The sequence below is a fragment of the Neokomagataea thailandica NBRC 106555 genome, from assembly GCF_001598495.1.
In the GTDB taxonomy this organism is placed as follows: Bacteria; Pseudomonadota; Alphaproteobacteria; order Acetobacterales; family Acetobacteraceae; genus Gluconobacter; species Gluconobacter thailandicus_A.
Genome location: NZ_BCZB01000021.1, coordinates 19,032 through 27,208 on the forward strand (window position 1 = coordinate 19,032; position 8,177 = coordinate 27,208).

An 8,177-nucleotide genomic window follows, 5' to 3' on the forward strand; every position below is an offset into this window, starting at 1 on the left:
CTGAGAGGATCGCCTGGCTCATGCAGGTTACGCCTACGCTTAACGAAGGACTTAAGCGCGCCTTCACCGTCGTTGTTCCGTCTGCTGATCTGCAGGCTGACCGGAAAGCTCGTTTGGCTGAAGTCGCTAAGACAGTTAGCTTGCCGGGTTTCCGCCCGGGTAAGGTTCCTGTTTCATTGGTTAAGCAGCGTTATGGCGCTTCCGTGAATGCTGAACTGCTCGAAAAAGCTGTAAACGACGCAACTGGTCGCGTGATGCAAGAGCAGAACATTCGCCCGGCTGCGCAGCCGAAGGTGGATCTGGTATCTGCGCCGGATAGCGAAGGTGACCTTGAGTTCAAGGTTGAAGTTGAAATTCTGCCGGAAATCACGGTTCCAGACTTTGCGGGTCTTAAGCTGACGCGTCTGACCGCTAAGGTTGATGAGTCTGTTGTTGATAAGGCTCTGGGTGAGTTGGCACGTCGTAGCCGCACCTTTGAAACGATCGAAGAAGATCGTGCTGCTGTGAAGGGTGACGTTGTTAACGTTGACTTCGTCGGTAAGGTCAATGGTGAAGCATTTGACGGTGGTACCGCTCAAGATGTGAACGTTGAAATCGGTGGTGAAGGCTTCATCCCGGGTTTCGCGGAGCAGATTGAAGGTCTGAAGGCCGGTGAAGAAAAAGTCATCACCGTGACATTCCCGGAAGATTATCAGGCGGCTGAGCTGGCTGGTAAAGAAGCAACCTTCGACATCAAGGCAAATGCTCTGAAGAAGGCGATTGATCCGGCGATTGATGATGAACTGGCAAAGACGGTTGGTCTCGAAAGCATTGATCAAGCACGTAAGATTGTAACGGAACAAGCTGAAGGTGAATACACCCAGTTGTCCCGTCTACGTATTAAGCGTGAGCTGCTCGATATTCTGGCTGAAAAGACAGATTTCGATGCTCCAGAAAGCATGGTTGACGCGGAATTTGGTCAGATTTGGGCTCGCGTTGAAGAAGATCGTAAGTCCGGCAATATGGACGAAGAAGATGCTGGCAAGGATGAAGAGACCTTGCGCGCAGATTATCGCCGGATTGCAGAGCGTCGTGTAAAGCTGGGTCTTTTGTTGGCTGAAATCGGCCGTAAGCAAGAGATTCAGGTGAGCCGTGAAGAGCTGATTGGTGCGATGCAGCAAGAGGCACAGCGCTATCCTGGTCAAGAAAAGGCTGTCTTTGAGTTCTTCTCTAAGAACCCGCAGGCGGTTGAAGGTCTGCGTGGCCCAATCTTGGAAAACAAGGTTGTTGACTACTTGATTGAGCTGTCTGACGTGACTGAAAAAGAAGTGACGCCGGAAGAGCTTTCAGAGATCCCTGCTGCTGATCTTTGATTGATTAGTCCTTGTGGGGCGAAGAAAAAGTACATTCTTCGCCCCATATGGCATGTTTGTGTGATTTTCCTGCGTCGAGCCCTTTGACGGCGCAACGTTGTGGGGCCATGTTAGGAAGCTGATAGCCCGAGGGCAACGAGGAAGAGACAGCATGGCCATTGGGAACCACGATCCCGTCGAGGTATTCGGTAACGCGCTTGTACCTATGGTAGTCGAGCAGACTGCGCGCGGTGAACGAGCCTTCGATATTTACTCCCGTCTTTTGCAGGAACGTATCATTTTCCTGACGGGGCCTGTGTATGATCAGGTTGCATCATTGATTAGCGCGCAGCTCTTATATCTCGAGAGCGTTAATCCGACGAAAGAAATTTCCTTTTACATCAATAGCCCTGGTGGCGTTGTTTCGGCTGGTCTCGCAATTTATGATACCATGCAGTACATTCGTTGCCCGGTGAGTACGGTGTGTATCGGTCAGGCGGCCTCTATGGGGTCTTTGCTGTTGGCTGGTGGTGAAAAAGGAAAGCGTTATTGTTTGCCGAATGCGCGTGTAATGGTGCATCAGCCATCTGGTGGAGCGCAGGGGCAGGCATCTGATATTGAAATTCAGGCGCGTGAGATTCTGGTTATTCGTCAGCGTTTGAATGAAATCTATCGTGAGCATACCGGGCAGACGCTTGAGGATATTGAGCAGAAGCTGGAGCGTGATAGCTATCTTTCAGCAGAAGAAGCTCAGGCATTTGGTTTGGTAGACGAAGTTGTGCGCCGCCACCCGAGTGCTGGAGATGCCGCTTGACGAGAGTGCTCGTCGGCCATTTGTGCTGATGCGGAATGAGATATGGAAAGCGGCATCTCATTATGCCGCTTTTCGTGTCTCTAGGGTTTGGGTTTCGGTCTTGCCGAGGCAGGAAAGCTCGGCTTAAAGTTAAAGGCTTGCGCGAGGCAGGTGTCAGTAAGATCGTCTTGTGAGTATGCGTAAGCGGAGAGAGGAACAGAGATGAGCAACAAGTCGGACGAGTCCAAAAATACGTTATATTGCTCGTTCTGTGGCAAATCTCAGCATGAAGTTCGGAAGCTGATTGCAGGGCCGACCGTATTCATCTGCGATGAATGTGTTGAATTGTGCATGGATATCATCCGAGAAGAGCACAAAACGCATTTGGTGAAATCCAGTGATGGTGTGCCGACGCCGCGAGAGATTTGCAAAGTTCTGGATGATTATGTCATCGGGCAGGTAGAGGCTAAGCGCGCGCTCTCTGTTGCTGTGCATAATCATTATAAGCGCTTGGCTCATGCTCAGAAGAGCAATGACGTGGAAATTGCGAAGTCTAACATTCTTCTTATCGGGCCGACTGGGTCTGGTAAGACGCTGTTAGCGCAAACGTTGGCACGTATTTTGGATGTGCCGTTTACGATGGCCGATGCGACGACTTTGACGGAAGCGGGTTATGTCGGTGAGGACGTTGAAAACATTATTTTGAAGCTGTTGCAGGCATCGGATTATAATGTTGAGCGTGCACAGCGTGGCATTGTTTACATTGATGAAATTGATAAAATTTCACGCAAGTCTGAAAATCCTTCCATTACGCGTGATGTGTCCGGCGAGGGTGTGCAACAGGCTTTACTGAAATTGATGGAAGGCACGGTGGCTTCTGTGCCCCCGCAGGGTGGGCGCAAACATCCGCAGCAGGAATTTTTGCAGGTTGATACGACGAATATGTTGTTCATCTGCGGCGGTGCATTTGCTGGTCTGGATAAAATCATTGCTGCACGTGGCAAGGGGTCAGCTATCGGCTTTGGTGCGGATGTGCGTTCCGATGATGAGCGACGTCTGGGCGCGATCTTGCAGAGTGTTGAGCCGGAAGATTTGTTGAAGTTTGGTTTGATCCCCGAGTTTATCGGGCGTCTTCCGGTGATTGCGGCGCTGAATGATCTGGATGAGGCTGCATTGGTGCAGATTTTGTCTCAGCCTAAAAATGCGCTGGTGAAACAATATGGCCGTCTTTTTGACATGGAAGGCGTTAAGCTGACCTTCACGGACGATGCTCTGAAGGTGATTGCTAATCGCGCAATTGAACGAAAGACGGGTGCTCGTGGTTTGCGTTCTATTATGGAAAGCATGCTGATGGAGACAATGTTTGATCTTCCAGGGCTGGAAAGCGTGGAAGAGGTGGTCATTAATCGGGATGTCGCTGAGAAAAAGGCGAGTCCGGTTTATGTCCACGGCGAAGGAAAGGCGGAGCCGGCGGAGCAGTCCGCTTAACCTTTTGGTTATTTCTGCCTTCTTTCTTGTGGATGGCCTGTGCAGGCCCAATGTTAAGAGTGGTTGGTGCGCGCATCATCGGATGCGCGCCAGAGTTCACGGGAGTTGCGCTGCTGGGCAGGCAATGCCGTGGGATCGTCCGAATTGGAGATCGACAGAATGACAGATGATACTATCCCTAAGCCCAAACGTCGCCGTGCTGCCAAAGCAACGGAGGCAACAAAAGCGGACGGTGTGAAGAAAAAAAGCGCACCGCGCGCGCGTAAGGCGAGTTCTAAGAAAGATGTAGAAGCACCAGCGCTACGCGTGATGCCAGTTCTGCCACTGCGCAATATCGTTGTCTTTCCGCATATGATTGTGCCGCTCTTTGTAGGGCGTGAAAAATCAGTCAAATCTCTTGAAACCGTGACGCAGGACAGCAAGCAGATCTTATTGGTGGCACAGAAAGATGTGTCACTTGATGATCCGGCGGTGGATGATATTTATCGGTGCGGTACGGTTTCAACTATTTTACAGCTTTTGAAACTTCCTGATGGCACGGTGAAGGTGCTGGTTGAGGGAGAGCGCCGTGTGCGGATTAAGCGTCTTTTTGACGTGGATGGGCATTTCGAAGCTGAAATTGAAGAGTTCCCAGAGGGCGCTGCGGATGCAACGCCGGGTAGTGAGCTTGAGGCTCTTGGCCGTTCTGCGGTGTCGCATTTCGAGCAGTATATTAAGTTGAATAAAAAGATTCCGTCAGAAGTGATGGTGTCTATTAATCAGATTGATGATCTGTCGAAGCTGGCCGATACCATTGCAGGTCATCTGAATCTAAAAATTGCTGAGAAGCAAGAGATCCTTGAAACGTCTTCTGCGGCGCAACGCTTGGAACAAGTGTTTACGCATATTGAGACGGAGATTGGAGTTCTTCAGGTCGAGAAGCGCATTCGGAATCGTGTGAAGCGTCAGATGGAAAAGACGCAGCGCGAGTATTATTTGAATGAACAGCTTAAGGCGATTCAGAAGGAATTGGGCGAAGGCGAGGACGGTAAAGACGAACTGGCTGAGCTTGAAGAAAAGATTGCCAAAACACGTCTCTCCAAAGAAGCGCGTGAAAAGGCTCTGGGTGAGCTGAAAAAATTGCGCGGCATGAGCCCGATGTCTGCGGAAGGCACGGTGGTTCGGAATTATCTGGACTGGTTGCTGAGTATTCCTTGGAAGAAGCGCTCGAAGATTCTACGGGATTTGAAGCGGGCAGAAGAGACACTTGAAGCCGAACATTACGGGTTGGAGAAGGTCAAGGAGCGTATTCTTGAGTATCTGGCTGTTCAGACGCGTTCTCAGAAGGTTAAAGGGCCGATTCTGTGTCTCGTAGGGCCGCCGGGTGTTGGTAAAACCTCTCTGGCACGTTCTATCGCTAAAGCGACGGGGCGGACTTATGTGCGTATGTCTTTAGGTGGTGTACGTGACGAATCTGAGATTCGTGGTCATCGCCGGACGTATATCGGCTCTATGCCGGGTAAGGTCGTGCAGGGCATGAAGAAGGCGAAGAGCTCCAACCCGCTCTTCTTGCTGGATGAAATTGATAAGCTTGGGTCTGACTGGCGTGGTGATCCATCTTCTGCGTTGTTGGAAGTATTGGATCCGGAGCAGAATGATACGTTTGGTGATCACTACTTGGAGGTTGATTACGATCTGTCCGATGTGATGTTCGTGACGACGGCGAATAGCTTAAACATGCCGCAGCCTTTGTTGGACCGTATGGAGATCATTTCTCTGTCTGGTTATACGGAGGATGAGAAGCTGGCGATTGTTCGTCGTCATCTGCTGAACAAGCAAGCGGAAGCGCATAATCTGAAGCCGCATGAATGGTCGGTGACGGATGATGCGATTCGTGAGCTGATCCGCTCTTACACGCGTGAAGCCGGTGTTCGTAATCTCGAAAGAGCGATTGCGAAGCTGGCACGTAAGGTTGTGAAGGAAATTATTTCGACGGGTGTGACCTCTGTGGCGATCACGGCGGAAAACCTAGAGAAATATGCGGGTGTTCGCCGTTACCGTCATGGTGAGACGGAAGGTGAGGATATGGTTGGTGTTGTCACCGGGCTTGCGTGGACGCAGGTTGGTGGTGAGATTCTGACGATTGAAAGTGTGAGCTCACCCGGCAAAGGCCAGATTAAGCATACGGGTAAGCTGGGCGATGTGATGCAAGAGAGCATTGCTGCTGCACTGTCTTTTGTGCGTTCTCGCGCAGAAAGCTTTGGCATTCCGGCGGATGCGTTCGCGAAGAAAGATTTGCATGTGCACTTGCCTGAAGGGGCAACGCCGAAGGATGGTCCGTCTGCGGGTATTGCGCTTGTGACGTCGTTGGTGAGTGTTTTGACGGATGTTCCGATCCGGCATGATGTGGCGATGACAGGTGAGGTGACGCTGCGTGGGCGTGTGCTGGAGATTGGTGGGCTGAAAGAAAAGCTGCTGGCGGCTGTGCGCGCGGGTATTAAGACGGTCCTCATTCCGAAGGATAATGAGAAAGATCTTGTTGAAGTGCCGGAGAATGTGCGCCAGGCTTTGGAGATTATTCCAGTGGCGCATGTGAACGATGTTTTGAACATTGCTTTGTCACGGCAGCTTGAGCCACTGGTTTTGAGCGATAAAAATGCGCTTGAGAGCAGAATTGTAGAGGATAATTCGGGAACATCGTCGCTTGCGCATTGACGCTGGCAATCTTCTGTTATTCTTAGAGTTGACGCGGCCGATAAGCGCTTCAATAGTGCGGCCACGAACCAAATTAGCTTATACCGTCTAGGGCCTTGGGTCTGGGATGGTAGGGCACAACACCAGAAAGGCACACCATGGAGAAGCCCCTTAACAAGCAAGAACTGATTGCTGCTGTTGCTGATGCTGCTGAGCTTCCTAAAGCGAAGGCAAGCGAAGTTGTGGATGCGGTTTTCGGGACGATCGAGAACGCTCTGTCAAACAAGCAGGAAGTACGTTTGGTCGGTTTTGGTAGCTTTGTGACCGCGACGCGTAAGGCTGCTAAAGGCCGCAACCCACGCACGGGCGAAGAGATCGATATTCCGGCATCTACCTCTGTCCGTTTCAAGCCTGGTAAGGGCCTGAAGGATGCGGTGAGCTAATTTTTTCAAAAAAGTTTAGTTTCTGGGTTGGCAAGAGCCAGCCCGGGTGCTAAACACCCTCTCACTGCTTCAGGGCATGGAAACTTTGAGGGCGATTAGCTCAGCGGTAGAGCGTCTCGTTTACACCGAGAGGGTCGGCGGTTCAATCCCGTCATCGCCCACCATTTTCTTAAAGTTGCCATGTTATGAGCTGGACCTTTGAAATCCATGAAGAGTTGAGCTCTACATCGGATTTATGCAAGGCTTACGCCGAAAAAAAATCCCTTAACAATATAGCTGTTCAAGCCTTGCGCCAGACGCAAGGGCGTGGAACTCGCGGCCGTCAGTGGAGTGACCCGGGCGGGAATGTTGCGATTTCTTTTTTGTTGCGTCCAAAGAATTTTTCAGAATTTTTGACGGCTGTTCCATTTTTAACGGCTGTGGCTGTGCATGATGCTATTTCGGTATTATGTGGCACGCTGTTGGCTCCAGCGGCCCTTCAGTTGAAGTGGCCTAATGATGTTTTGCTGCAGCAGCGTAAAGTCTCCGGAATATTAATCGAGACAAGTGCCCCCCAAGAAGGGGGTGATGACGCGTGGGTCGTGATTGGGGTTGGGGTGAATGTGCGTTCTGCTCCAGTTATTCCGGGGCGTACTTTGGCGGCTTTGTCAGAATTGGGGGCGGTGTTTGATCCGTGCGTGTTAGGGCGGCATATTGGGGCGTGTTTAGAAGCGCGATATGCGGCTTGGGAGCAGGGTGGTTTTGCTCTTATTCGGGATGCTTGGTTGAAACTTGCTCACCCTGTGGGTCTCCGACTTGCAGTTCGGCGCGGTGAAAACTATATTGAGGGTGAATTCTCTGGCCTCGATATGATGGGCCGCTTGTTATTGACCCGTTCGAACGGTGAAACCATTCCGGTGGTGACCGGCGAAATCTTGCTGGGCTGAAGGGCCGGACTGCATAGTGCTTCTCGTCATTGATTCTGGCAATACAAACGTCGTGTTCGCCTTGCATGATGGTGATCAATGGTGCGGGCAATGGCGTATTTCTGCGAATGATAGCCGGACAGCAGATGAGTATGCCGTTTGGTTTTATGGTCTTTTAGAGCGTGTTGGGCTGGATGCTGCGGATGTTGCGCGTGCGATAATTGGCACGGTTGTTCCTGCGGCACTGTATGACCTTCGACGTTTTTGCCGTAAGTGGTTGAAAGTAGAGCCCTTGGTTGCGCATTCGCGTCTGAACTGGGGAATCGAAGTGTTGGTTGATAACCCTGATGAGTTAGGGGCGGACCGACGTTTGAACGGATTGGCTGCCAAACATTTTTTTGGTGGCCCTGCGGTGGTTGTCGATTTTGGTACGGCGACGACTTTTGATGTGATTAATGCTCAAGGGCAGTACTGTGGTGGTGCTATTGCGCCGGGTGTGAATTTGTCGAGTGAAGCCCTGCATCGGGCTGCGGCGCGACTGCCC

General features: G+C 51.2%; 7 protein-coding genes and 1 tRNA gene. All 8 read left to right on the forward strand.

Annotation, left to right across the window (positions count from 1 at the left end; genetic code table 11):
* Nucleotides 1–20 precede the first annotated feature (20 nt).
* Nucleotides 21–1,352, forward strand: coding sequence for a trigger factor (gene tig, locus NTH01S_RS08260; protein WP_068172287.1), 1,332 nt, complete (start codon nucleotides 21–23; stop codon nucleotides 1,350–1,352).
* Between the two features lie 151 nt (nucleotides 1,353–1,503).
* Nucleotides 1,504–2,145 carry an ATP-dependent Clp endopeptidase proteolytic subunit ClpP gene (gene clpP / locus NTH01S_RS08265; protein ID WP_068172289.1) on the forward strand — a complete coding sequence of 214 codons (642 nt, stop codon included), beginning with the start codon at nucleotides 1,504–1,506 and terminating at the stop codon, nucleotides 2,143–2,145.
* 201 nt (nucleotides 2,146–2,346) lie between these two features.
* A complete protein-coding gene (gene clpX / locus NTH01S_RS08270; protein ID WP_068172292.1) occupies nucleotides 2,347–3,612 on the forward strand; it encodes an ATP-dependent Clp protease ATP-binding subunit ClpX in 1,266 nt (421 codons plus the stop codon).
* Nucleotides 3,613–3,921: 309 nt separating this feature from the next.
* On the forward strand, nucleotides 3,922–6,306 hold the full coding sequence (gene lon, locus NTH01S_RS08275) for an endopeptidase La (RefSeq protein WP_370664316.1): 2,385 nt from the start codon (nucleotides 3,922–3,924) through the stop codon (nucleotides 6,304–6,306).
* Between the two features lie 137 nt (nucleotides 6,307–6,443).
* On the forward strand, nucleotides 6,444–6,728 hold the full coding sequence (locus tag NTH01S_RS08280; protein WP_068172295.1) for an HU family DNA-binding protein: 285 nt from the start codon (nucleotides 6,444–6,446) through the stop codon (nucleotides 6,726–6,728).
* Nucleotides 6,729–6,817: 89 nt separating this feature from the next.
* Nucleotides 6,818–6,892, forward strand: a tRNA-Val gene (locus NTH01S_RS08285).
* Nucleotides 6,893–6,913: 21 nt separating this feature from the next.
* A complete protein-coding gene (locus NTH01S_RS08290; protein ID WP_068172298.1) occupies nucleotides 6,914–7,654 on the forward strand; it encodes a biotin--[acetyl-CoA-carboxylase] ligase in 741 nt (246 codons plus the stop codon).
* A gap of 16 nt (nucleotides 7,655–7,670) precedes the next feature.
* Nucleotides 7,671–8,177 (forward strand): type III pantothenate kinase (locus tag NTH01S_RS08295; protein ID WP_157070917.1); only part of this gene is annotated, 507 nt, incomplete at its 3' end.

Bases quoted from the DNA above. Each gene is read 5' to 3' on its own strand.
- tig (WP_068172287.1), top strand. From the start codon at position 21: ATGCAGGTTACGCCTACGCTTAACGAAGGACTTAAGCGCGCCTTCACC.
- clpP (WP_068172289.1), top strand. From the start codon at position 1,504: ATGGCCATTGGGAACCACGATCCCGTCGAGGTATTCGGTAACGCGCTT.
- clpX (WP_068172292.1), top strand. From the start codon at position 2,347: ATGAGCAACAAGTCGGACGAGTCCAAAAATACGTTATATTGCTCGTTC.
- lon (WP_370664316.1), top strand. From the start codon at position 3,922: ATGCCAGTTCTGCCACTGCGCAATATCGTTGTCTTTCCGCATATGATT.
- NTH01S_RS08280 (WP_068172295.1), top strand. From the start codon at position 6,444: ATGGAGAAGCCCCTTAACAAGCAAGAACTGATTGCTGCTGTTGCTGAT.
- NTH01S_RS08290 (WP_068172298.1), top strand. From the start codon at position 6,914: ATGAGCTGGACCTTTGAAATCCATGAAGAGTTGAGCTCTACATCGGAT.